The 21,472-nt window shown below is 67.3% G+C and carries 22 protein-coding genes; 6 read left to right on the top strand and 16 right to left on the bottom strand.

Going from position 1 to position 21,472, the window contains the following annotated elements:
* Together XnspCFBP7698_RS15600 and XnspCFBP7698_RS15605 are read right to left on the bottom strand one after the other, a co-directional pair.
* On the bottom strand, nucleotides 1-1,017 hold the full coding sequence (locus XnspCFBP7698_RS15600) for a 3-oxoacyl-ACP synthase III (protein WP_039406862.1): 1,017 nt from the start codon (nucleotides 1,015-1,017) through the stop codon (nucleotides 1-3).
* Between the two features lie 101 nt (nucleotides 1,018-1,118).
* A complete protein-coding gene (locus XnspCFBP7698_RS15605; RefSeq protein WP_039406865.1) occupies nucleotides 1,119-1,439 on the bottom strand; it encodes a DUF4156 domain-containing protein in 321 nt (106 codons plus the stop codon).
* 384 nt (nucleotides 1,440-1,823) lie between these two features.
* Here XnspCFBP7698_RS15605 and XnspCFBP7698_RS15610 point away from each other — a divergent pair, with 384 nt between their 5' ends.
* Nucleotides 1,824-2,285 carry a hypothetical protein gene (locus XnspCFBP7698_RS15610; protein ID WP_104580228.1) on the top strand — a complete coding sequence of 154 codons (462 nt, stop codon included), beginning with the start codon at nucleotides 1,824-1,826 and terminating at the stop codon, nucleotides 2,283-2,285.
* Nucleotides 2,286-2,311: 26 nt separating this feature from the next.
* A complete protein-coding gene (locus XnspCFBP7698_RS15615) occupies nucleotides 2,312-2,788 on the top strand; it encodes a tRNA (cytidine(34)-2'-O)-methyltransferase (RefSeq protein WP_039406870.1) in 477 nt (158 codons plus the stop codon).
* Nucleotides 2,789-3,128: 340 nt separating this feature from the next.
* On the opposite strand, the gene XnspCFBP7698_RS15620 is transcribed toward XnspCFBP7698_RS15615, so the two are convergent.
* The 6 genes from XnspCFBP7698_RS15620 to poxB form a co-directional block, all read right to left on the bottom strand.
* Nucleotides 3,129-4,358: an MFS transporter gene (locus XnspCFBP7698_RS15620; RefSeq protein ID WP_104580375.1), complete on the bottom strand. Its 1,230-nt coding sequence runs from the start codon at nucleotides 4,356-4,358 to the stop codon at nucleotides 3,129-3,131.
* 104 nt (nucleotides 4,359-4,462) lie between these two features.
* The gene (locus XnspCFBP7698_RS15625; RefSeq protein WP_104580229.1) at nucleotides 4,463-5,080 is read right to left on the bottom strand and encodes a hypothetical protein; all 618 of its coding nucleotides are present in this window, start codon (nucleotides 5,078-5,080) and stop codon (nucleotides 4,463-4,465) included.
* A 102-nt stretch (nucleotides 5,081-5,182) separates the two neighbouring features.
* On the bottom strand, nucleotides 5,183-5,935 hold the full coding sequence (locus XnspCFBP7698_RS15630) for a hypothetical protein (RefSeq protein ID WP_104580230.1): 753 nt from the start codon (nucleotides 5,933-5,935) through the stop codon (nucleotides 5,183-5,185).
* A gap of 186 nt (nucleotides 5,936-6,121) precedes the next feature.
* Nucleotides 6,122-7,468 carry a sigma-54 dependent transcriptional regulator gene (locus XnspCFBP7698_RS15635; protein WP_104580231.1) on the bottom strand — a complete coding sequence of 449 codons (1,347 nt, stop codon included), beginning with the start codon at nucleotides 7,466-7,468 and terminating at the stop codon, nucleotides 6,122-6,124.
* A complete protein-coding gene (locus XnspCFBP7698_RS15640) occupies nucleotides 7,453-8,895 on the bottom strand; it encodes a HAMP domain-containing sensor histidine kinase (protein WP_104580232.1) in 1,443 nt (480 codons plus the stop codon). Before XnspCFBP7698_RS15640 ends, XnspCFBP7698_RS15635 begins: the two co-directional genes overlap by 16 nt.
* A gap of 49 nt (nucleotides 8,896-8,944) precedes the next feature.
* Nucleotides 8,945-10,654: a ubiquinone-dependent pyruvate dehydrogenase gene (gene poxB / locus XnspCFBP7698_RS15645; RefSeq protein ID WP_199680203.1), complete on the bottom strand. Its 1,710-nt coding sequence runs from the start codon at nucleotides 10,652-10,654 to the stop codon at nucleotides 8,945-8,947.
* 359 nt (nucleotides 10,655-11,013) lie between these two features.
* On the opposite strand from poxB, the gene XnspCFBP7698_RS15650 reads away from it, so the two are divergent.
* Nucleotides 11,014-11,610 carry a diffusible signal factor-reguated Ax21 faimly virulence factor gene (locus tag XnspCFBP7698_RS15650; protein ID WP_039415115.1) on the top strand — a complete coding sequence of 199 codons (597 nt, stop codon included), beginning with the start codon at nucleotides 11,014-11,016 and terminating at the stop codon, nucleotides 11,608-11,610.
* Between the two features lie 258 nt (nucleotides 11,611-11,868).
* Here the strand turns inward: XnspCFBP7698_RS15650 and XnspCFBP7698_RS15655 are convergent, their stop codons facing one another.
* The 6 genes from XnspCFBP7698_RS15655 to XnspCFBP7698_RS15680 all read right to left on the bottom strand — a co-directional run bounded on the left by XnspCFBP7698_RS15655 (nucleotide 11,869) and on the right by XnspCFBP7698_RS15680 (nucleotide 16,051).
* On the bottom strand, nucleotides 11,869-12,894 hold the full coding sequence (locus XnspCFBP7698_RS15655; protein WP_104580233.1) for an NAD(P)H-dependent glycerol-3-phosphate dehydrogenase: 1,026 nt from the start codon (nucleotides 12,892-12,894) through the stop codon (nucleotides 11,869-11,871).
* Between the two features lie 15 nt (nucleotides 12,895-12,909).
* A complete protein-coding gene (gene secB / locus XnspCFBP7698_RS15660; protein ID WP_039565876.1) occupies nucleotides 12,910-13,422 on the bottom strand; it encodes a protein-export chaperone SecB in 513 nt (170 codons plus the stop codon).
* Between the two features lie 109 nt (nucleotides 13,423-13,531).
* Nucleotides 13,532-13,966, bottom strand: a complete 435-nt coding sequence (locus tag XnspCFBP7698_RS15665; protein ID WP_005992735.1) for a rhodanese-like domain-containing protein — start codon at nucleotides 13,964-13,966, stop codon at nucleotides 13,532-13,534.
* Nucleotides 13,967-14,042: 76 nt separating this feature from the next.
* Entirely contained in the window at nucleotides 14,043-14,465 is a 423-nt protein-coding gene (locus XnspCFBP7698_RS15670; protein ID WP_104580234.1) for a hypothetical protein, read from the bottom strand.
* Between the two features lie 30 nt (nucleotides 14,466-14,495).
* On the bottom strand, nucleotides 14,496-14,966 hold the full coding sequence (locus XnspCFBP7698_RS15675) for a YiiD C-terminal domain-containing protein (protein WP_104580235.1): 471 nt from the start codon (nucleotides 14,964-14,966) through the stop codon (nucleotides 14,496-14,498).
* Between the two features lie 275 nt (nucleotides 14,967-15,241).
* Entirely contained in the window at nucleotides 15,242-16,051 is an 810-nt protein-coding gene (locus XnspCFBP7698_RS15680; protein ID WP_104580377.1) for a glycosyltransferase family 25 protein, read from the bottom strand.
* Between the two features lie 214 nt (nucleotides 16,052-16,265).
* Here XnspCFBP7698_RS15680 and XnspCFBP7698_RS15685 point away from each other — a divergent pair, with 214 nt between their 5' ends.
* The 3 genes from XnspCFBP7698_RS15685 to XnspCFBP7698_RS15695 all read left to right on the top strand — a co-directional run bounded on the left by XnspCFBP7698_RS15685 (nucleotide 16,266) and on the right by XnspCFBP7698_RS15695 (nucleotide 19,391).
* Complete coding sequence (locus XnspCFBP7698_RS15685; RefSeq protein ID WP_233548993.1) at nucleotides 16,266-17,042, top strand: uroporphyrinogen-III synthase; 777 nt, start codon at nucleotides 16,266-16,268, stop codon at nucleotides 17,040-17,042.
* 103 nt (nucleotides 17,043-17,145) lie between these two features.
* The gene (locus tag XnspCFBP7698_RS15690; RefSeq protein ID WP_104580237.1) at nucleotides 17,146-18,123 is read left to right on the top strand and encodes a uroporphyrinogen-III C-methyltransferase; all 978 of its coding nucleotides are present in this window, start codon (nucleotides 17,146-17,148) and stop codon (nucleotides 18,121-18,123) included.
* Complete coding sequence (locus XnspCFBP7698_RS15695; protein WP_104580238.1) at nucleotides 18,120-19,391, top strand: heme biosynthesis HemY N-terminal domain-containing protein; 1,272 nt, start codon at nucleotides 18,120-18,122, stop codon at nucleotides 19,389-19,391. The genes XnspCFBP7698_RS15690 and XnspCFBP7698_RS15695 overlap by 4 nt, the downstream gene beginning before the upstream one ends.
* Before the next feature lie 66 nt (nucleotides 19,392-19,457).
* On the opposite strand, the gene XnspCFBP7698_RS15700 is transcribed toward XnspCFBP7698_RS15695, so the two are convergent.
* Both XnspCFBP7698_RS15700 and XnspCFBP7698_RS15705 read right to left on the bottom strand, forming a co-directional pair.
* Nucleotides 19,458-20,000, bottom strand: a complete 543-nt coding sequence (locus XnspCFBP7698_RS15700; protein WP_199680194.1) for a hypothetical protein — start codon at nucleotides 19,998-20,000, stop codon at nucleotides 19,458-19,460.
* A gap of 112 nt (nucleotides 20,001-20,112) precedes the next feature.
* Nucleotides 20,113-21,408 carry an acetyl-CoA C-acetyltransferase gene (locus XnspCFBP7698_RS15705; RefSeq protein ID WP_104580239.1) on the bottom strand — a complete coding sequence of 432 codons (1,296 nt, stop codon included), beginning with the start codon at nucleotides 21,406-21,408 and terminating at the stop codon, nucleotides 20,113-20,115.
* Nucleotides 21,409-21,472: the final 64 nt, after the last annotated feature.

Consider the following 21,472-nt stretch of genomic DNA (forward strand, 5'->3'; position numbering starts at 1 on the left):
TCACCAGACCACTTCCGCCATCGAGCAGTTCAACCCGGAGCCAATGCCCATCAGCGCGATGCGGTCGCCCTTCTTGAGGCGGCCGAGCTCCTTGAGCTTGCTCAGCACGATCGGCACCGAGGCCGGACCGATGTTGCCGTGCTCGCCGAAGATGGTCATGACCTTGGCCGGATCGATACCGAACGACTTCACGAACGAGGCGGTGTGCGGGCGGCTGACCTGGTGGATGACGAACTGGTCCACTTCGTCCACCGCCCAACCCAGCACCTGCTTGGCAGCCAGGAAGGTCTTCTGCGCCAGCTTGATGCCTTCGATCAGCAACAGGCGGGTATCGGTGACCATCCGGTCCAGGTTGCCCCGGCACAGCTTGTTCCACTCGGTGGCCGAGCGGGTCACGCCGCCTTTGTAGCGCGGGGCGTCCGGTACCAGCTCGCTGCGCGCCATCACCATGGCAGCGGCACCGCAGCCCAGGGTCAGGGCAGCCAGTTCGTTGCGGAACTCCTCTTCGGTGACATCCGGCGAGGTCATCCGCTCCAGCGTCTTTTCATAGACCAGGTTGGCGGTTTCGCCATCGACGACCAGCGCGTAGTCGATCTCGCCGCGCTCGAGCATGCGCGCGGCGATGTCCATGCCGTTGATGAAGGCAAGACAGGCATTGGCCACGTCGAAGGTGACGCAGTGGTCGCCCACGCCCAGGTTGCCGGACACGATGGAGGCGGTGGATGGCTCCAGGTAGTCGCGGCTCACCGAGGTGTTGACCAGCAGGCCGATCTTCTCGATGCCGATCCCGGCATCGACCAGCGCCTTGCGCGCGGCCTGGGTGGCGGCGTCGGAGGCCTGCACATCCTGGTCCCACAAGCGCCGTGCATGGATACCGGCAACGTCGCCCAACACGTCGGTCTTGATCCCGAGGCGGTCGTAGGTCGGTTGCAGGCGCTCGTTGATTTCCTTGGAAGTCAGCGTATGCGGCGCATCAATATGCGCCAGTCCCGCGATGGAGACATTCTGGAAGAGCATCGAAGTAGCGCCATGGCGTCAGGCGAGGGGGCGTTAGTCTAGCTGCTGGCTGGTTTTACCGCATCTTTACATTTGAATGGACGGCGCCCCAGCCCAACGGTTCAGCGCGGCGGGCAGCGGAAGGCGCTGAAACGCTGGCTTCCCTCGGCCGGCTGGCCTTGCGCCTGCACCGCGTTGGCGTTGGCGCCCGGTGCCTCGTTGCGCGCCAGGGTTTCCAGCTCCTCCTGCACCCGCAACGGGTTGCGGTTGTAGAAGCCGACCTTGCTCTTGACCGTCACCACCACCTCGCCCTGCTGCTGACAGCCAGCGGGCACAGGGCCTGCGGGCAGGACCTGCACGCTCTTGCCGCTTTGTTCGATCGGTACCCAGGTGCACGCCGCCGTGGTGGTGGCAACCAGAACAGACAGCATCAGCACGCGCATACGTCATCAACCTGTGGGCAAAGCCGGATTGTGCCGCAGTTGGCCGGCGGCTTCGTGCGCGCTAGGCACCCAGTACACGCCCCCATTCAGCGCACCCGACCGTGGCGAGACGACCGCGTTCCCGCAGACGCAGCGCCGTCCGCTGCCCACCGTTGCGTCCGGGTGTCCGGACACGGACACCTGTGACTGCAAAAAACACCATGAAAAACAATGACTCTCGGGTGGCATGCGGCTTGCTCAGCTACATACACGCCCAGATGCCTAATCTTGAAGCTGACTTTTAGCTGAACAATTAGTCGAACGACGGAAAAGTCCTTGCGCGTACTGAAACGGTGTACTACATTACTACCACACCACTGATTAACCACACCAAGAGACCTCGCCATGAAGACCCAGACCCTGCGCATCGCCCTCTCCGCCGCCCTGTTTGCCGGCGCCAGCCTGGCCGGTGTCGCCCAGGCGGCCAAGCTGACCACCATGGACACCGTCCAGGTCCGCCCGGCCGCCGACCAGATTGCCCAGCAGGCCCTGGAACGCAGCAGCGACATCCGCACCCTGGCCGCCGTGCAGGTGCGCCCCTCCGCCGAACAGCTGGCTGAATTGGCCGCCGAACAGGCTGGCCCGCGCATCGTCACCCTGGCTGCGGTGCAGGTCCGCCCCTCGGCCGACCAGCGCGCGGAACTGGTGGTCCGCAGCGCCACCGCCACCACCCAGACCGGCGTTGGCCAGGCGGCTGCAGTCGTCGGTGCGCTGATGGGCCAGGTCATCGTCAACCTGCCGGTGCCGCAGCTGCAGCCCTCGCCCGCCGAACTGGAAGCGCTGGTCAGCGCCACCGTCGGCCTTTGAGCACGCGCGCAGCTACACTTGCGCGCATGCCAGCACCCGTCCTTGATGTCATCCTGTTTCAACCGGAAATTCCGCCCAACACGGGCAATGTGATTCGCTTGTGCGCCAACACCGGCGCGCGCCTGCACCTGATCGAGCCGCTGGGCTTCGACCTCAGCGACAAGCAGCTCAAGCGCGCCGGCCTGGACTATCACGAATACGCACCGTTGCAGGTGCATGCCGATCTGCCGGCCGCATTGGCGGCCATCGGTCCCAAGCGTGTCTTCGCGCTGAGTACCCGTAGCACGGTGCGCTATGACACTCCGCAGTTCGCCGATGGCGATGCTTTTCTGTTCGGCCCGGAAACGCGCGGCCTGCCGGCCGAGGTGCTGGAGTCGATCCCGCCGCAGCACCGGCTACGCCTGCCGATGCGCCCGGACAACCGCAGCCTCAATCTGTCCAACACCGTTGCGGTGATGGTGTTCGAAGCCTGGCGGCAGTGGAATTTCGCTGGCGGCCAGTAGCCGCAGATTGCGCGCAACCATCCGCGCCGACGCACCCGCGGCCCATGCGCCGGGCCACGTGCACGGTGGGATCTCCAGTGACGCGCATGGATCTCCAAACGAAGACTCGCCAACCGTGCTGGCTGCTCGGTCGACGGCGAGAGGCACCCATCGACCGGCCCTGGCGGGAACGATGAGGCATGCCACGTCATCTGCACGCCCGCGGCGCGTCCTGAGACGACAAGACGCGGTTCCGGTCAAACCACACCTGGCCATCCTCGCCAGTGCAGTGCAGTAACGAGAGCACAAGCTGCGATGGCTGTCGGTCAATCGGCGCGTCCTTGCGCGCATGCCGCGCCGATCACAACACGGTCTGCGCCTGTACCGACGTCGCCGTCTGCAACATGCCGCGGCAACCGGCCCACAACGCCACGGCCAGCAACGCGATCGCGCCCAACGCCAGAAACGCGATGCGGTAGCCGAAGGCATGCGCCAGCCAACCACCGAACGCCGGGCTCAGCGCCGCGCCCACGCCCTGCACCGTCATCACCGCACCCTGGCCGACATTCACGCGCCCGGTGCCTTGCAACAACCGGGCCACCAGCGCCGGCACCACCACGCTTTGCAGGCCGGCGCCCAGCCCATCGAGGATCTGCACCGGGAACACGCCCCAGCCACGAATCACCGAGGCTGCCACCAGCGCGCGCAATGGCAACGCCATGAAGGCCACCAGCAGCACCCACCAGTGTCCATGTACCCGAATCCAGCGCATCGCCAACAGTGCAACGACAATCATCGTGGCCTGAGCCACCACGATGGTGGTGGCGGTCAGCGCACTCGGGTCGCCGGCATGCGCCGCCACGATCGCCATGCCGTACAACGGCAGCATCGCCGCATTGCCCAGATGGAACAGCCCCAGCGTGACCGCCAGCAGCGCCAGCGGGCGGCAGGTCAGCAACACGCGCCAGCCACTGAGCGCATCGCCACCATCGCTGGATGCCAGACCGCGTGCTGCGCGGTGGTCGATCGCCGCGGCTGGAATCGCCAGCACCGCTACCAGTGCCAGAACGCCGAAGACCGCAGTCAGCAGGAACACCGCAGCAAAACCGTAGCGCCAGCCCAACCAGCCGGCCAATACCGCCGCCAGCATGTTGCCGGCATGGTTGGCCACCTGGTTGCGCGCCAGCTGATGGTCGAAGCCGCGCGCATTTACCAGGCCCAGCGTGATGCCGGTCAGCGCCGGGCCGATGCCGGCCGCCGCCAAGGCCGAAGCGATCTGCGCGGCAGCCACGCCCGTCGAGGTCGGGCGCAGCCAGATGAGCGCGGTGGCAAGCAGGATCGCCAGACAACCGATGACCACCACGGCGCGCTTGCGCCGGGTGGCATCGACCAGCGCGCCGGCCGGCGTGGTGGCGAGCATGCCGGCCATGCCGCCCATGCTCATCACCGTGCCGATCGCCGCCACCGACCAGCCCTTGGATTGCAGGAACACGCTGAGGAAGGGTCCCAGTCCGTCCTGCACATCGGCCACGCTGAAGTGCAGTGCTTCCAGCGCACGTGTGCCGCGCGGCCTGGCTCTGGTCATCGGCATGGCAGTGCTCCGCTGCCGGATGCACTGCCAGCGCATGCACAGACACGCAGGGCAGACCGCAGGACACGCATCTCAACCGCACGCGGTGGCTGCATGTCCGGCTCCTAGTGTTTGGGCTTGGGCTTGGGTTTGTGCGCAGGGCCGTGCGGCGGATGCGCAATCTGCTTCAGCGTCGCCGCCTTGCCACCCAAAGCATGGGCATGGATCAGCACACCATGCGGCGTGGCCTTGGTCTCGCCTTCGGCCACCAGCGGCTTGCCGACCACCAGCTGTCTGGCGAAGTCGCCACCGGCATGCGGTGGAAACCGCACCGTGACCACATCGTCTAGCAGCACGCCGTGCACCTGCCCGTGCGGGCCGTGCAGCAGCCGGGTGATGGTGCCGCTGTGCCGGGTGACCTCCGGCTTGGGCGGCTTGCCGGGCGGTTTGGGCTTGGGTTTGGCATGCGGCCCATGCGGGCCTTCGTCGAGGATGCGTTTGCCGCCATCCGGATCGATCGCCAGCGCCACCAGCATGTCCACGTCGCGCGGCTTGAGGCCACGCACGGTGAGCGTGCTGCCCGGCTTGAGCGCCTTCAGCAACGCGGCCGACAAATGCGGCGGCGTGTGCACCTCGGTGCCGTCGGTGAGCAACAGGCCGTCGATATCGGCCTTGGGATTGAGCAGGAAACGCGCCAGGGTGCCGTGGGTGGCGGGCAGGAAATCAGGGTCGACCCAATGCATGGAATACTCCGAAGAAGAAACCGGCAACGCCGGTCAAGCCGTTGGCCACGCGCTCGGCGCGGCCAACGGAGGGAACAACGCACACGAAATGTGCAGTCCGGCTCAACGGCCGGCCGGCGGAACCGGAGCGCCCGGCGGCGGTGGCGGCAGCGGGCCGTCCGGACGCGGCGCGCTGAACAGCGCACGCAGCGAGGCGCGGTCGCGCCCCACCTGGGTGGCCTCGATCGCACGACCGTCCGGGGTGGCCACGCCGAATCCGTTGGCGCTCAGTGGTGCGCCCACGCGCAGCAGGTCGGTGAACTGCAGCGCCAGATGCGGCGGCATCCGCACTACCGTGCCATCGCTGACCAGCGCCCCATGGACCTCGCCGGCCGGCCCATACACCAGGCGCTGGATCGTGCCGTCGGACTGCAGCGGGGTGAGCTGGCCCGGGGTCGGCGGCGGCGGTGGCGGCGCACCGAAGGCGGGTGGGCGGTCGACCACCTCGCGGCCGCTCCGGCCGGAGCGGATCGAGCTGACCCGCAGCACGGGCAGATTTCCCAGGCGGAAGCCCTGCACGACCACGTTGTCACCGCTACGCACAGCCGCTTTCACCTCGGTGGACAGATGCGGTGGAAACCCGACCTGGGTGCCGTCGCGCAGCCACAGTCCGTCGACTTCGCCATTGGGGTTGAGCAGGAAGCGCTCGACGGTACCGCTCACGCTGACCGGCGTGGCGGCGACGGGGGTCGGCGGGACCGGCGGGCTGCCGACCGGGCCATTGGGGGCCGGCGGCGGTGGCGGGGCGGCAACCTGGGCGGCGGCGGCGCCGATGGTGCAGGCCAGGGCAATTGCAAGAACGGTCTGACGCATCATGGGGATGTCTCCAGCGCGGCGGAAAGGAGCCGCGTGCCGACAAGCAAAGCAGCAATCATGCCAACCTTTAAATCCTTGTTTTTACAGGGCTTGTTCAATCAGATCGCGCGGCGGAGACGTCTGCATTTCATCCACCCTGTCCGCTTCGGGGACACCTGCCGGCTGTCTGCGAGCACTCCGCGCGCGTCACAGGCCGTATTCCTCCAGCTTGCGATAGAGCAGTTGCCGGTGAATTCCGAGCCGCCGCGCGGCCTCGGCACGGTTGCCCCGGCTCTGCGCCAGGGCGGACTGGATCATCTGTTTCTCCAGCCGTGCGACGGCCTCCGGCAGGGTTCCGGTCGGCTCCGGCACGATGGCGGGCGGCGGCTCGCTGATCTCGGCCAGTGCCTCATCCAGATCGGCCGCATCGATGCTGGCTCCGCGCACCAGCACCTGGCTGCGTTGCATGACGTTGCGCAATTCGCGCACGTTGCCGGGCCAGCTGTGCGCGAGCAGGCGCTCTTGCGCGGCAGGCGACAGGCGCTGCGCGCGCGCTGCGCTGGTACCGAGGAAGTGCCTGGCCAGCAGCAGGATGTCCTGGCCACGCTCGCGCAACGGCGGCAGTTCGATCGGCACCACGTTGAGCCGGTACCGCAGATCGCTGCGAAAGCGTCCATCGGCCACGCAGGCCGCCAGGTCGCGATGGGTGGCGGCCAGCACGCGCACATCCACGTTCTGCGGGCCGCTGCCACCCAACGGCGTCACTTCGCCTTCCTGCAGAAACCGCAGCAGCTTGGCCTGCATCGGCAGTGGCATGTCGCCAATCTCGTCCAGGAACAGCGTGCCGCCGTCGGCCTCGCGAATCAGCCCCAGACGGTCGCTGCCGGCGCCGGAAAACGCACCCTTGCGATGGCCGAACAACTCGCTCTCCATCAGCTCCAGCGGAATGGCCGCGCAGTTGACCGCAACGAACGGCGCGTTGGCACGTGAGCTGGCGCGATGCAGCGCGCGTGCGGCCAGCTCCTTGCCGGTACCGGTTTCCCCGGTGATCAACACCGACAACTCGGACGCCGCCGCCAGCCCGATGCGCTTGTGCACCGTGCGCATCGCCGGGCTGTGTCCCACCAGCGCGTCGTCGTCCTCGTCTGACGCACGTGGCGTTTCCGTTGCCGCAGCCTGCGCATCGGCGCGACTGAGCAGCGCACGTTGCACCACCTCGACAATGTCCGCGCGGCCCACCGGCTTGACCAGATGATCGAAGGCGCCCAGCGTCATCGCCTCGATGGTGTTGCCGCTGGACACATGGGCGGTGAGCATCACCAGCGGCACCTGACGCGCCTGCGCATCGTCCTGGCGCGCACGCAGCACCGCGATGCCGTCCATGCCCGGCATGCGGAAATCCACGAACGCCATGTCGATCCCGCCTTCGCTCAGCCGGGCCAGCCCGTCCGGCCCGTTCTCGGCGGTGACCACCGCGTGCCCGAGCGAGCGCAAGGTGGCCTGCAGGGTCATGCGGAACGCGGCATCGTCGTCGATGATCAGGATGCGCGCCATGGCAGCTCCAGGATGAAATGGGTCAGCCCGTCGGCATGCGCGTAACGCGCCTGCCCGCCATGCGCGCGCGCGATCTCGCGCACCAGCGCCAGCCCCAGGCCATTGCCATCGCTACGACCACTGACGAATGGTTCGAACAACTGCGCGGCGATCGGTTCGGCGATTGCAGCGCCGTGGTTGGAGACCTGCAGCTGCAGCGTCCCTTCCACCGCTGCCGCCTGCAGCGTGATCGCACTGCCCGGATCGGCGTGCTGCCCGGCATTGCGCAGCAGGTTGTGCACCGCGCGCCCCAGTTGCTGCGGATCCAGGGTCCAGTGCAATGGCGCAGCCGGCAGCAGCAAGCGGGGCGGCGGCGTGCCCGGCGGCAACGGACTCGGCTCCAGCAGCGTGTCCAGCCAGTCCTGCACCACCACCGTCTCCAGGTGCAGGCGGATCGGCTGCACCATGCCGAGCAGGCTCTCGACCACCCCGTCCAGGCGCCGGATCTGCGCCAGCATCATCTCGGCATGGGCCGCCGAGTCGGGGGTGGCCTCGCGCTGGGCGACCTCGTTCTCCACCGCCAGCCGCATCGTGGCGATGGGGTTGCGAATCTCATGCGCCACCGTGGCAGTCATCCGGCCCAGCGCGGCCAGGCGCTCGTGCCGCGACAGTTCGTCGGCCAACCTGCGCGTCTGCACCAGCGCCTGTGCCGTGCGTTGCGCATAGTCATTGACCGCCGCGCCCAGCCGATCCAGTTCCGGCGTACCGGTTGGCGGGATCTGCGGCGTCTCGGTGTCGGCGGCCAGCGCCTGCTCGATGCGCTGCAGGCGCTGGCGCCAGCGCCGCACCACCACGCCCAGCGCAATGGCCGACACCGCCACCATCGCGAAGATCAACAGCATGCCGACGACCAGCGGCCGCCACGCATCGGCCTTGCTGGCCGGCACCCGCATCATCGTCCATGCCGCACTGTTCGATGCCAACGGACAGGCGCTGATCAACAGGACCTCGCGGCTGCCGTCGCGGCGGTAGTGCACCGGCTTGTCCTCGCTCACGCTCTGCCGCGCGGTGTTGACGATGGTGGTCCATTCCGCAGCAGGAATGTCGGTCTTGTGGTCGCTTCCGTCGTAGGTGGGGTACGCGTAGGCAACGAAGCCCTTGTGCAGGTCCCAGACGCCACCTTCCACACCTGGCGCATCGGCCAGCACCAGATGCACCACCACCGCAGCCAGGCCCACGCCATCGTCGCCGGTACGCGCCGCCTCGCTCGCCCCGACATAGCGCTGCACGATGCGCGCGCATTGCCCGCTCAATTGCTGCCGCGCTTCCTCCAGCCGCACTCCTTCGGTCTGCCGATACAAGCCGTACAGCATCGTGGCCACGCCCAGACACGCGGCCACGATCACCACCCAGATCAGCAACAGTTGCCGTAGCAGCGAACGGGGCATGGACGAAGCGACCTGAAGAGGGCGGCCAGTGTGCGCGAGTGCAACTGAATTAACGCAGGTTGGTCTTGACCAGTTCGATCACCTCATCGCCACGCCCGCTCATCACCGCCTTGAGCAGGTACAGCCCCATGCCCTTGGCCTGTTCGAGCTTGATTGCCGGCGGCACCGCCAGTTCCTGGGTGGCGATGCGTACATCCACCAGCGCCGGACCAGCATGCGCAAAGGCCTGTCGCAATGCACGTTCCAGCTGCGCCGATTCATCGACACGAATGCCGAGGATGCCCATCGCATTGCTCATCGCGGCAAAGTCCGGATTACGCAGCTCGGTGCCGGTGTCCAGATACCCGGCCGCCTTCATCTCCATCGCCACAAATCCCAGCGACGCGTTGTTGAACACGACGATCTTCACCGGCAGATTCAACTGCGCCAACGAAATGAAATCGCCCATCAGCATCGCAAAGCCGCCATCGCCGGACAGTGAGATCACCTGGCGCCCCGGGAATGCCGCCTGTGCGCCCAGCGCCTGCGGCATCGCGTTGGCCATCGAGCCGTGGTTGAAGGACCCCAGCAGGCGCCGCTTGCCGTTCATGCGCAGGTAGCGTGCCGCCCACACCGTCGGCGTGCCGACATCGCAGGTAAACACCGCATCCCGATCGGCAATCTGGCTGATCAGCCGAGTCACGAACTGCGGGTGCAGCGGCTCGCCCGGGTCGGCCGGCACCGCCAGATCGTCCAGGCCTTCGCGCGCCTTGCGGTAGTGCGCTAGCGATTTTTCAAGGAATCCGCGCTCTTCGCGGCGCTGCAGCTGCGGCAGCAACGCGGCGATGGTCTCGCCGACATCCGCCGCAATGCCCAGCTGCAACGGCGTACGCCGCCCGAGCGCGCTCGGGTCGCGGTCCACCTGCACGATGGTGGCGTCCTTCGGATAGAACTGCCGGTACGGAAAGTCCGTGCCCAGCATGAGCAAGGTGTCGCAATTGAGCATTGCGTGGTAGCCGGAACTGAAGCCGATCAAGCCGGTCATGCCCACATCGAACGGGTTGTCCCATTCCACGTATTCCTTGCCGCGCAGCGCGTGCACGATGGGCGCGCCCAGCGTATCGGCCAGTGCCACCACCGCATCGTGCGCACCGGCACAGCCGCTGCCGCACAACAAGGTGACCGCCTTGCTCTGCTGCAACAACTCGGCCAGCTGTTGCACGTCTTGCGCGGCGGGCAGCACACGTGGCGCACGCAGCGCCGGCCATGCGCTGGACAGATTCTTGTCCACTTCCAGCAAGGCGATATCGCCGGGAATCACCACCACGGCCACGCCCTGCTGCAGGATGGCCGAGCGCATCGCCCGGTGCAGCACCTCCGGCAACTGCGCCGGGTTGGTCACCAACTCCACGAAGTGGCTGCACTCGCGAAACAGCTCCTGCGGATGGGTTTCCTGAAAATAGTTCAGGCCGATCTCCGAGGACGGAATGTGCGCGGCGATCGCGAGCACCGGCTGGCGGCTGCGGTGGCAATCGAACAAACCATTGATCAGGTGCAGATTGCCCGGCCCGCAGCTTCCCGCGCACACCGCCAGCTGGCCAGTGACCGCCGCTTCCGCGCCTGCGGCAAATGCGGCGACTTCTTCATGGCGCACGTGCATCCACTCGATGGTCTGCATCTCGCGCAGCGCGTCGGTCAGGCCGTTGAGGCTGTCGCCGGTCACACCCCAGATCCGCTCCACCCCCGCGCTCTGCAGTGTCTCGGCCAGAAACCGCGCCAACGTCTTCTTCTTCGCCACGATGTAGCTCCGCACTCATCCAGGAGCGTGCAATGCTCCCAGCGGCGATGTCAGTACAATGTGCTGACATGCGAAAGCAGCGGGAATTGCGGGGATTTTGCATTTCTGCACACGCATCTCACATTTGCGCCGCATAACCGTCATGCCGTCACGCTTCACGCGTGCGCTACGCGCATCGCCTGAGCGCCACAAGAAAGCGCAGCTGAATCTGGCGCGATGATTCATTCACTGGTCGGTCCAGAATTCATGTCGCGTTCCATCGAATAACGGAGAATTTACATCTCGGCAGCGAACGGCATCCGCCTCAGCGCCGGCCCAAACCATAAGTACAGGTATCGATCATGAAGAACTCACTGCTGGCCCTCGGCCTCCTCGCAGCCCTGCCGTTTGCGGCCTCCGCTGCTGAAAATCTCTCCTACAACTTCGTCGAAGGCGACTACGTGCGCACGCCGACCGAAGGTCGCGACGCCGACGGTTGGGGCCTGAAGGCGTCCTACGCCGTTGCTCCGAACTTCCACGTGTTCGGCGACTACAGCAAGCAGAACGCTGACGACAACGACAACGTGTTCGAAAGCTCCAACTCCGACTTCCAGCAGTGGGGCGTGGGCGTGGGCTACAACCACGAGATCGCCACCAGCACCGACTTCGTTGCGCGCGTTGCCTACCGCAAGCTGGACCTGGACACCCCGAACATCAGCTTCGACGGCTACAGCGTGGAAGCCGGCCTGCGTAACGCCTTTGGCGAGCACTTCGAAGTCTATGCCCTGGCTGGCTACGAAGACTTCTCCAAGAAGCGCGGCATCGACATCGGCGACAACTTCTACGGCCGCCTCGGCGCCCAGGTGAAGTTGAACCAGAACTGGGGCATCAACGGCGACATCCGTATGGATGGCGACGGCAACAAGGAATGGTCGGTCGGCCCGCGCTTCAGCTGGTAAGCCGCACGTTTGACTGCAGCGCGACTCTCTCCCGCGCTGCATCGGAAGCCCGGTCCCCCGACCGGGCTTCTTTCTTTTGTGCGATCGGTGAAGCCAGGAGCGGTTGGCGTCAGACTCCGCATTCGGCGTGGCGTTCGGGCAACGCACCGCGTGCGCATCGTGATTGCAGCGCAATCCGGCCATGGTCGGTTACAGCAAAAAGCCCGGCAGTGCCGGGCTTTTGCATTCTGCGCAGCGCACGCGGCGCGCTGGGTCCACTCAGGTAAACAAGGTGTGCGGGTACTCGGGCTTGCGCTCGCGTGCCAGCAGGCCTTTCAAACCGGCCTCCGGCGTGATTTCGCCGTGCAGGACGGCGCGCACCGCATTGGAGATCGGCAGTTCGATGCCATGCTGCTCGGCTTGCCGCATCACCTCGTCGGCGGTCTGCACCGACTCGACCACCTGGCCGATCTCGCGGATTGCATCGGTCAAGCTCTGCCCACGCCCCAACGCCAATCCGAGCCGCCGGTTGCGCGATAGATCGCCGGTGCAGGTGAGCACCAGATCGCCCAGGCCAGCCAAGCCCATCAAGGTCTCCGGACGCGCGCCGATCGCCGCAGCCAACCGCAACATCTCGTTCAAGCCACGGGTGATCAGGCCGGCACGCGCATTGAGGCCGAGCTGCATGCCATCGGCTACACCGGTCGCCACGGCCAGCACGTTCTTCATGGCGCCGCCGAGCTCGGCGCCCACCATGTCATCGCCGGTATAGGCGCGGAAGGCGGGGCCATGCATGGCATCGGCCACGACCTGTGCAAACGCGGCATCGTCACCGTGCACGGTGATGGCGGTCGGCAGGCCGAGCGTGACTTCCTTGGCGAAGGACGGCCCGGTCACCACGGCCAGCGGAATGGCCGGGCCGAGCAGATCGCGCGCCACTTCATGCAGAAACCGCCCGGACCCGGGCTCGAAGCCCTTGGTTGCCCACGCCACGCCGGCGTTGGCCGGACGCAGCGGTGCAATCAGCCGGATGGTTTCGGTGAAGGCATGCGAAGGCACCACCACCAGGATCCAGGCGGCATCGGCAATCGCTGCCTGCAGGTCGGTGGTGGCACGCAGGCTGTCGGGCAGTGGAATGCCCGGCAGGTAACGCGCGTTCTCGTGGGTGCGGTCGATGGTGTCCACCATCGCCGCATCGCGTCCCCACAGCACGGTCGGATGACCGTGCCTGGCGAGCAGCGCAGCCAACGCCGTGCCCCAGGAGCCGGCGCCGAGCACGGCGATTTTCCGGGTCGACTCGCTCATCGGCGCAGACAGTGCTTAGGCGTTGCCAGCCGGCTCGGAATCGGCCAGCGAGGTGCCTTCGCCCTGACGCTGACGCAGGGTTTCTGCGTACAGCGCTTCGAAGTTGATCGGCTGCAGGTAGAACGGCGGGAAGCCGCCGGCCTGGATCAGGTCGCTGACCAGGGTGCGCACGTACGGGAACAGGATGTTCGGGCACTGCGTGCCGAGCAGCACGTCGATCGCCTGCGGCTCCAGGCCGACCAGACCGAACACGCCGGCCTGCTGCACTTCGGCCACGTAGGCGGTCTTGCCACCGGCGGTGCAGGTCAGGGTCACGGCCAGCACGACTTCGAAGGCGTTGTCGTTGAGGCGCTGCACCTTCTGGTTGAGGTTCAGCTGCAGCTCGGGCTGGTTGGCGTCATTGAAGACAGCCGGTGCATTCGGCGATTCGAAGGACACGTCCTTGACGTAAATCTTTTCGATGGTGAAGGCAGGGCCAGCAGCGGCGTCGGCCGGCGCAGCGGCGCCGTTGAGGATTTCGTCGGACATTCCTAACTCCAGAAACGGTTCGGTGGATGCAGCGTTGAGTGATGCAGACGTGAAAGTGCAAGTCTCTCATGCCAGCAATGGGGGCTTGCGGGGGACCGCACAAGGCGGGTCAGCGGCCCTTGATCAGTGGCAGCTCGGCCATCTGCCAGGCAGCAATGCCACCTTCGAGCCAGTACACCTTCTCGAAGCCGGCTTTCTTCAGCGTCTTGGCCGCACCTGCAGAGGTGTTTCCGCTGCGGCAGACCACCACCACGGGAGACGCCTTGGCATTGGCCAGCAGCTTGCTGGCCGGGTCGAACTTGGCCAGCGCCACGTTGCGGCTGCCGGCGATATGGCCTTTTTCGAAATCGGCGGTCGGCGACAGGTCGATCACCAGCGCGTCTTCGCTGTTGATCAGGCGGGTCAGCTCGGCCGGCTTGAGTGCGCGGTACCCACGGAACAGGCGCGCGACCTCGGTGACGATCAGGGCGATGGTCAGGCCCACCAGGGCCAGCGACAACATGGGGTTGCGGCCGACAAAGGCCTGCAGCTCTTCGAAATTCACGGGGTCAGGGTCAGTCAAGCGGGCGGGAATTGTCGCACAGCTGGCGCACGCGACGGCCAGCGCGGGCAGGGCCGGGCTATTGGCCCTTCCACAGGTCGGGCAGGCCGCTGGCCAGCCACCAGCGTTTGTGCTCGGCGTCCCAGCGCCACAGCTCGATGCTGCGCACCAACCGCTCGGCCTGGGTATTGCGGTTGATCACGCGCAGTTCGACCTCGCGGCGCAGGTCGCCATTGGCGTCTTCGCCCACGCGCAGCTCGCGGTAACCGGAAATCTGCACCTGCTCGTAGCGCGAACGTTCCAGGTCGCTGAGCGGATGCGCCTGGGCATAGGTTGGTTCGACAAAACCCTGCGCAGCATCGAAATCGCTCCAGCGCACTGCCGCCGTGTAGGCGGCCTGGGTGGTTTCCAGCGCGCGCGCCTGGGCGCGGCTGCCCGCGCTGGCCACCCCGCTCAGTGTCGCCAGCCCCAGCAGGACGAGTGCTCCAATGACTGCACGCATGCGTAATCCCCCTTCCATCCAGCCCGCATCCTACCGTTTTGGAAACGCCACGAAGCGCCCGCTCAGCGTGGCCGCTGCCGCACCGGACCCCAGCGCGATCTGCGCGCGCATGCCGATACGCGCCTTGCCGCGCTGCCGGAAGGTGGACAGAAACGCATCCCAGCCGCCCAGCTCGGCCGGCTCGGCATTGGCCACCAGGTCCTCGTAGACCGGCGCGACGTAGCGCAGCTGGCTGTCGGCGACATACACGTCGGCTTCGTACCCGGCCAGTTGCAGTTGCAGCGTCAGCCACCCCCAGCTGGCCAGGGTCATCAACGAGGCCAGGCTGCCGCCGAACGCATTGGCCTTGTCGTTGACGTTGGCCTGCAGCGGCGCGCGCAGGCGCAGCGCGCCGTCGTGCAGCCCGTCGACGGCAATGCCCATCGACAGCACCGGCGGCATGGCGATGAACTGCTGCTGCAGCGACTGCAGGGCGGAAACGAGCGTGCACGAAGGAGTCATCGGAAAGGCAGGAAGACGGCGAAGGGCGGCATCATGCCGCAATGTCCGGCAAGCGTCTTGTGCTGTTCGATGACATGCGGTACCGCATGGTGAACGCGTGCAGCACTGCGGTGCGCGTCGTTTCGCCGATGCCGCATCGAACAGGAGCGCTTGCGCGCGCCAATCGCCGGTCGGACACCACGCACTGCACACGCACGTGTGCCCCGCACGCGCGCTCCGTGCGCATGCGCGACGGCTCCGCTATCAGCAATGCGCACGCGTGCTGCAGCGGTGTTTCAGGGTGCGAACCCCACCTTGCGATAGCCCTGCGCCACGCGCAACAGGGCCGTCGCCTTGGCCTTCCAGTGCGCGCTGCGTTGCTTCTGCGCCTGGGTCAGCGGTGCGTCGATGGTGCTGGTGAACACGATCTGCTCCGGCGCTGCGTGGAAGAACTTGTCCTGGATGCAGGCCGCCGGCGACAGCTGGTAGGTGGATAGCTGCTGCGCCACCGGCGATTCGTTCCAGCCGAACAGGAAGATGTCGGCCATGGTGTGCCAGCGCGCCTGCGCCGCCAGCAGCAGGCGCGCCGCATCGCGGCTGATGATCAACGCACCGGCGCACACCGGCCAGCAATGCTGGTGAGGCGATGGACGCACCAGGCGCAGCTGGCGCCCGGCGACGTCGGCGACCTTGGCATCGAGCTTGATCCGGTTGTAGGACGGCTCCAGCCGCACGATGCTGTTGCCCGGCGGGAGCCAGTCGGTGCTGCGCAACAGCGCCGGCAGCGCATCGGACAGATGCATGTCGTCTTCGAAGATGGCGGTGTAGGCATCGTCGGACTCGGCCGCGATACGCCACGCGGCGTGGTGGCTCAAAAAGCAGCCGATATTGGAGGCGGTCCATCTCCGGGGGCCGGCGCTGTAGGCATCGCCGGATCCCTCGAGCGGGCGCTCGCGCACGAAATCGGCGATCTGCTCCGGGCTCAAGGTGGCGCCATCGACGGCCGGAAGACGCTCGAACGGCAGGCCCAGCGCCTGGAACCGTGCCGACATCGCCTGCAGACGGTCGCCGCTGCGCTGCATGTTGATGAGGTAGGACTTGATCACGCGCCGCTCCAGCTCGATTGTCGAGGCGGATCGTGGCGCGATTGGGCGCATTTGCAAGAGGGGTGGAAATGCGCGTCAAGTCTCGAAAATGATCCGGGCCAGGCTGGGCCCGGGTACACCCTGGAGTGACAGGCAGGGCGACGAATCGCCGAGCGCGACATCGCCGTCGCGCTGCACCCGCACGGCGGCCAGGCAGCTCTCGCATAATCGCCCCATGACCCGCCCTGCCCCTGCCACCGCTGCCTGGACCCTGATCTCGCTGCGGCCCAGCGGTGAACACGGCCCGCTGCGACGTGCCGCCGCGCGCCATGGCGCCCGCGTCCTTGCCCTGTCGCCGTGGCGGCTGACGCCGAATGACACCGACCAGGCACGCACTGCCCTGCACCAAGCGCTGCGGGCACCGATCGTGGTGTTTACCAGCCCGGCCGCAGTCCAGGCAGCACAGCGGCTTGCGCCCTTGCAGCGACCGCCGCAGGCACAGTGGGTCAGCGTGGGCGACGGCACCGCGCGCGCCCTGCATGCCTGCGGTATCGACGACGTGGTCCGCCCGTCCCGCATGGACAGCGAAGGCCTGCTCGCCCTGCCGCTGTTCCAGCCGCCACTGTCATCGGTGGGGCTGGTCACCGCACCGGGCGGGCGCGGCATGCTTGCCCCCGCGCTGGAACACCGCGGCGCGCGCGTCCTGCGCGCCGATGTCTACCAACGCTTCGCGCTGCCCTTGCGCGCCGGGCAGGTAAAGGCACTGGCCGCCGCAATGCCGCGCAGCGTCCTGGCCCTGAGCAGTGCCGAGGCGCTGGCATTGGTGCTGCAGCAACTTCCGAATGCGTTGGCCCAGGCATGGCGGCAGCAGCCGGTGGTCGCGTCCAGCGATCGCATGCTGGCGTCAGCGCAGGCCGCCGGTTTCACCCGCGTGGCGCGTGCCGAGGGCCCACTGCCAGTGCAGTTGGCCGCTGCGGCAGCTGCCGTCGTGACATCGTCGCGACCTTGCTGAACTGCGAACTCAAGCACAGCTTGCGGGCGTCTGCCGGCGCACGCCATGCTGTGTGGGATGACTGCGGCGCCTGCGCCCGTTGTGACCGCCCGAGGATGTCCGAATGACCGAAGTCCCCGCTTCCCCGCGACGCTTTCCGCTGGCCTGGCTGCTGCTTGCAGTGGCGGTGGTCGCCGTGGGCGTGGCGCTGTTTCTGGGCTGGCGCGCATGGCAGAGCTATCAAGCAGCGCAGCTGCAGGCGGCGCAGGCACAGCAGCAGCGCTGGGATGGCACGCAGCAGTTGCTGGAAACGCTGCGACGCGATCAACGTCTGGCCAACGAGCGGCTGCAGGATGCGGCAGCGACCAACCGCGTGCTGCGCGACGAAATGCTGGGCCTGAGCCAGCGTAGCGCCTTGCTCGAAGACACCGTGCAGAAGCTGGCCGACCCCAATCGTCACGGCGCACAGGCATTGCGGCTGGATGAAGTGGAGCTGCTGCTGCGGCTCGGCCAGCAACGGCTCAGCATCGCCGGCGATGCCGACGGCGCACGCCGCGCCTACGCGCTGGCCAATGGCGCGCTCAATGGCATCGACGATCCGGGCTATCTCAACCTGCGCCAGGCCCTGGTGCAGGAGCGCGATGCCCTGGACCGCCTAGGCGCCGGCCCGCAGGCGCAGGTGGGACAGACGCTGGACCGCATCGCCGCCGATCTGCAGCGCCTGCCCGAGCAGTCCGCACAGGCCGGCGACGCGGCCAGACCGTGGTGGCAGAAGGTGCTCGCCCCGCTGGTGGATATCCGGCCCAGCCGCGGCGATGCCCCGCTGACCCGCAGCGACCGCCATGCCGCCGGCGATGCGCTGCAGATCGAACTCAGCCTGGCCCGTGCGGCCGCAGAACGCGGCGATGCGGACGGCTTTGCACACGCGCTGCGCCGCGTGGACACCTGGACCACCCGGCTGTGGCCGGAGTCGCCGCAACGTGCGCAGGTGCTCGCGCGCCTGCGCACGTTGCAACAAGCGCCACTGCGTCCGCGCCTGCCGGAACTGGGCACCACCCTGCTGCAACTGCAGGCCATGCGTGAAGGGAGATCCACCCAATGAAAGTGTTGCGTACCGTCTTGATCCTGCTGGTGGCCGTGGCACTGGGCGTGCTCGGTGCGCAGTGGCTGTCGCACCAAAACAGTTACGACCTGGGCAATGTCGTGGTCAGCGTCGGTGGCAACGACTACCGCGCCGCGATGCCGCAGGCGGTGTTGATCCTGATCATCGCGCTGCTGGTGCTGTGGCTGTTGTGGACGTTGATCAGCCTGCCGTTCCGGGTGTGGGGCAAGTACCGCCGCAAGAAAGGCCGCGCACGCCTGATCGAAGGCCTGCGCGCCGCCGACCACGGCCAGTGGCAACGCGCCGAACGTTTGCTGGTCACTGCCAGCGAAGACGATGAAGTCAGCGGGATTGCGCTGGCGAGCGCAGTGCGTGTGGCCGATGCACGCGGTGACGAGGCCTCGGCCAATGCGCTTGCGCAGCAGTTGGCCGAGCGCGACCCCACCGCGCATGCGCTGTTGCAGGGCGAACGGCATCTGGCGCGGCAACGCCCGGTGGAAGCGATCAATGCACTCGATGCCGCCAATGCGCAGCCGCTACCGGCGCGCGGGCTGTTGCTGCGCACGCATGCGCTGACCCAGATCGGCCGTGCCGATGAGGCCTATGGCCAGCTCGGCGCCCTGCGTCAGCAGGCGGTGCTGGCACCGGAGGCCTACGGCGCGCTGGAAGCCACGCTGGCCGAACAGACCCTGTTGCAGGCCGGCGATGCCAATGCGCTGGCCGAGCGCTGGGAAGCCTTGCCCAAGCCGCTGCGCACCTATCCGGCCGTGGTCGGGGCGTATGCGCAACGGGCAGCGGTGCTGCACTGGGATGACGCCGCCGTGCACAGCCTGGAACAGGCACTGGATGCGCAGTGGGACGAGTCGCTGGTGCGCCTGTACGGCGTACTGCCGCTGGAAAAATACGATTCGCGCCGGGCCAGTGCACAGCGCTGGCTCACCCAGTACCCGGACAGCCCGGGCTTGCTGTTGACGCTGGCACGCCTGGCACGCCATCAGCAGCAGTGGTCGCAGGCCGAAGAGTTCCTGCACCGTGCCATCGCCACCGGCGCCAGCGCCGATGCGTGGGAGGAGCTCGGGCATGGCTTTGCGGCTGCCGGCGACCTACTCTCCGCCCAGCATTGCTACGCCAATGCCTTGCGCGCCGCACGCGGCGAGCCGGTGCAGCAAGGCATGCCGCAGCAGTCGTTGCGCGGTCCGATCGTGTCGGTGGGGCCAACGCCTGCGGCCGACCCGTTTGCGCCCCCACCGGACGACCGGATTCTGTGACACGGGCTCAGGCCGTGGATCTGACGGCGCTGGGCCGTCGCGGCAGATAGACAGCGCTGCCCAGTGTCAGCGTCCGCGCGACACCCACGGCGGCGGTGGCAGATCGTCCAGGAATGCATCGCAGGCGCCGAGATAGCGCGCCTGCGTGTGACCGACCCGCGTCGGTGACAACACGCGCGACCCCAGGCGAGCGACAAGCAACATCACGGCCATCACGCCGGCGCCGATCAGCCAGCGGGACGGGCCATCCAGCGATAGCCCACACACCAGCAGCGCCAGCACCGAGGCCACCGCCACCGCGACATAGCGGACGCGGCGACGCTCGTGTTGCTCGCACAGGATGAGCACATGGGCGCTGCGCTTGCGCAGCGCGATCGCCAGGATCAGATAGGGCAGCACGCCGAGCAACAGCGCGGCGTAGATCACCGGGTGATGCCAGTAAAAGATGTAGCGGCGCGGCGGTATATCGGCCGGCGCATTGCACTTGACGCACCGCGGCGGCAGCGTCGCGCCCGGCGTGCAGACCAGCACATCGCCCTCGCGCCAGACATCGCCGTCCACCGGCGGCAGGTACAGGCTGGGCGACGGGTGCTTTGCATCGTTCGACATCCATGCGTCCTTGCAGGTTGGGGATTCGGGATTCGGGATTGGGGATTCGCAAGAGCGGGTTTCGCCATTGCAAATCCCCAATCCCGAATGCCCAATCCCGCTGCGCAGCAGCTTAGCGCTCGACGATCGCCACCACGCCCATGCCGCCGGCAGTGCAGATCGAGATCAGCGCGCGTCCACCGCCGCGTTCTTCCAGTTGTTTGGCGGCGGTGGCCACCACCCGGGCGCCAGTGGCGGCGAACGGGTGGCCGGTGGCCAGCGACGAGCCCAGCGGATTGATCTTGTCCGGGTCGATGCGGCCCAGCGGCGCATCCAGCCCCAGCCGGTTGCGGCAGTAATCCTCGCTCTCCCAGGCGCGCAACGTGCACAGCACCTGCGCGGCGAAGGCTTCATGGATTTCGTAGATATCGAAATCCTGCAGGGTCAGGCCCTGGCGCGCCAGCATCTGCGGCACCGCGATGGTGGGTGCCATCAGCAGGCCTTCGCCGTGCACGAAATCCACCGCCGCCACCTGCGCGTCGCGCAGGTAGGCCATCGGCGTGTGGCCATGGGCCAACGCCCAGGCTTCGCTGGACAGCAGCACGGCGGCCGCACCATCGGTGAGCGGAGTGGAATTGGCCGCGGTGAGCGTGCCGCGGCCGGAGGTCTTGTCGAAGGCCGGGCGCAGGGTGGCGAGTTTTTCCAGCGAGGTGTCGGCGCGCAGGATGTTGTCGCGCGAGACGCCGCGGAACGGAGCGATCAGCGAATCGAAGAAACCGCGCTCATACGCTGCGGCCAACTTGTGGTGCGAGGCCACCGCCCACTCGTCCTGCGAATCGCGCGAGATGTTCCATTCCTTGGCCATGTCTTCGCAGTGGTCGCCCATGCTCTTGCCGGTGCGCGGCTCGGCCACGCCGGGGAATTCTGGCTTGAGCTCGCCCAGCTTGAATCCGCGCAGCAGCGCCTTGAGCTTGTCGCCGGTGGCCTTGGCGCGGTTGGCGGCAAGCAGCCGCGCGCGCAGCTTCTTGCCGTAGACGATCGGCACTTCAGAGGTCGTGTCCGAACCGCCACCGATGCCCGAATCGATCTGCCCCAGCGCAATCTTGTTGGCGATGGTGATCACCGAGTCAAGGCTGGTGCCGCAGGCCCGCTGCAGGGTGATGCCCGGGGTCAGCGGCGACAGGCCCGACGACAGCGCGGCCTCACGGGCCAGGTTCCAGTCCGAGGAGTGCTTGATCACCGCCCCCATCGCCACTTCGCCCAATTGCTGCCCGTGCAGCCCGAAGCGCTCGACCAGCGCGCCCAGCGTGCGCACCGACATGCCCAGGTTGCCCACGTCCGCATAAGCGGTGTTCTGACGACAGAACGGGATACGAACGCCGCCCAGGATGGCGACGGGACGGGCTGCGGGCATCGGTTGACCTGGCATGGAGGACTCGGGGACATGGCCTGCACAGGGCCGGCAGGCATAATGGCCGCAGTGTAGCTTCGAC

The organism is Xanthomonas sp. CFBP 7698 (assembly GCF_003600855.1).
Lineage (GTDB): Bacteria > Pseudomonadota > Gammaproteobacteria > Xanthomonadales > Xanthomonadaceae > Xanthomonas > Xanthomonas cannabis.